Origin of the sequence: Nonomuraea sp. NPDC049709, assembly GCF_040674815.1 — a bacterium.
In the GTDB taxonomy this organism is placed as follows: domain Bacteria; phylum Actinomycetota; class Actinomycetes; order Streptosporangiales; family Streptosporangiaceae; genus Nonomuraea.
Genome location: NZ_JBFANM010000210.1, coordinates 1 through 1300, shown reverse-complemented (window position 1 = coordinate 1300; position 1300 = coordinate 1). Strand labels below are relative to the sequence as shown.

Genomic DNA, 1300 nt, shown 5'->3' with positions numbered 1-1300 from the left:
CCTCATAGCTGGCCCGCCGTCCCAACCTCGCCATGCATGAATCGTCCCACAGACCATCCCAGAAAGTCCGAAAACCTATGAACGGATTAGATCATGGACCTCATCGCGGCGAGATGAGATCGCGCCGCAGGTTAGAGAGCAGATCGTGATGCGAATGGTCACGAGCTGTAAAACCATCAAAGGAGGTTGCGGTGGTCGATCCCCTCGTTCCGTTCCGTTGGTTGGAAGCTTCGCCAGGAGTAGGAGACCGTGAGGATCTGCTTGGCGAGATTTTCTGCGTGTCCTTTTTTCGCGGGCTCGAACCTGCCGAGGTGCTGCGACGCTTCGGGGCCGGACGCCCAGGGCGGGAGATGACCTTCCATGAGCTCCGTGTCAAGGTCTGGGAGTCGGCAGGGATCGGCAACGATTATGTCGGCGTCGTCCAGGTCGGTGAGTGGGGCGTGGCCGTCGAACCGGGGGGCTTCCAGGCGGTGCTGGCCGAGCCGCTGACCGGGCTGTCTCGGGGATGCGAGGTGGCGGCCGTGGGACGGCACGATTATGCGGCGGACAGGTTCGTGTACGCGGTAGATGGCAAGGTCGTCACCAGCTTCACGCCGCACCTGCCAGGCACTCGGTGGGGCAGCGACCCGGACCGGATCAACGAGCTCATGCGTGAAACCGGCTTGCCTCCGGAGGAGTTGGATGAGGAGGCATGGGAGGCGACGTGGGATGACATGTTCACCAACAGGATCTCGCGTGCGTTCTCGCTGGCAGCCAAGATCACTGGCGTGGTGTTCACTCCCAGCGTCCTCGACGAGCCCCTGCTCGTCGGCGCCATCAGTCAGTGATCACGAGGGGCGTGCACTGATGCTGCGGGTGGCTACCAGGTCTACCCGGTTTACCACCGATCCGAGGTTCAAACCGCCGATCCTCTGCAGGTGGAAGGCCCTCTCTCCCGAGAGATCCGCGGTTTCTGGGGGCGATCGTGGCTGGCTCTGCCTCGCGGGATATGTGCGGGATGGTCTTCCCTGGCAGGGGGCGGGTGAGAGCCGCACCCCGAGGTCGGACACCTGATGTAGTCGGGAACGTCAGCCCGCTGTAAAACCGTCGGCTCAGCCTACGCAAGTTCGAACCTTGCACCTGCCACACCAGCGGGAAGAGGCCCGTCACCAGCGGAAACGCGGTGACGGACCTCTCGCGTTGTGTCCGGCTGTTCGCGGGGGACAGGTTGCGTCCGCGGAAGTGGTGTACGAGTTTGACCTGGTCAGCAGGTGTGGCGTCGTGAAATGAAGACGGCCATCGAGTGATCCTTCGAGTAGCT

General features: G+C 62.8%; 1 protein-coding gene. It reads left to right on the top strand.

Annotated features, from left to right (window positions below; genetic code table 11):
• The first annotated feature begins 191 nt into the window (after positions 1 to 191).
• Positions 192 to 827: a DUF6461 domain-containing protein gene (locus AB0J69_RS61720; protein WP_364138701.1), complete on the top strand. Its 636-nt coding sequence runs from the start codon at positions 192 to 194 to the stop codon at positions 825 to 827.
• Positions 828 to 1300: the final 473 nt, after the last annotated feature.